This is a genomic window from Pseudoalteromonas sp. MER144-MNA-CIBAN-0113 (assembly GCF_040308965.1).
Lineage (GTDB): Bacteria > Pseudomonadota > Gammaproteobacteria > Enterobacterales > Alteromonadaceae > Pseudoalteromonas > Pseudoalteromonas tetraodonis.
The window spans coordinates 1-365 of record NZ_JBEOOG010000227.1; the positions used below are offsets into that span (position 1 = coordinate 1).

Here is a 365-nt window from a genome sequence, read left to right on the forward strand (position 1 = left end):
GCGTAACTTTGACTCTTTAGAAGTGTTTGATGCTGATGGTACGCAGGCATGGTTTTTAGAATTTGCAGAAGCTGCTGAGGGCGATCAATTTATCCAAGAATTACGCGCTGTTTATACGCAGAATAAGTTTACTAGTATTTTTGGTGTGAGTTACTTTGAAGAAGATGGTAGCCAGCGTATTCCATTTAGTACAGAGGAGTCTATATTCTTAAATTGCTTAGGTGTATTGGGCTCAGGTGTTCCTTGTATTAATAATGATGGTAGCGTTAATATTTTAACGCCAGCATTAACAGGTGGTGTAGTAAACGAGTTGCCATATTCACTAGAGTTTACAAACTATGGTGAAAACAAAGCGTACTCAGCGT

1 pseudogene is annotated in these 365 nt (G+C 38.6%); it reads left to right on the plus strand.

The window, feature by feature from the left end:
- Positions 1 to 365: pseudogene (locus AAEY57_RS19490) on the plus strand (TonB-dependent receptor); the annotation flags it as partial.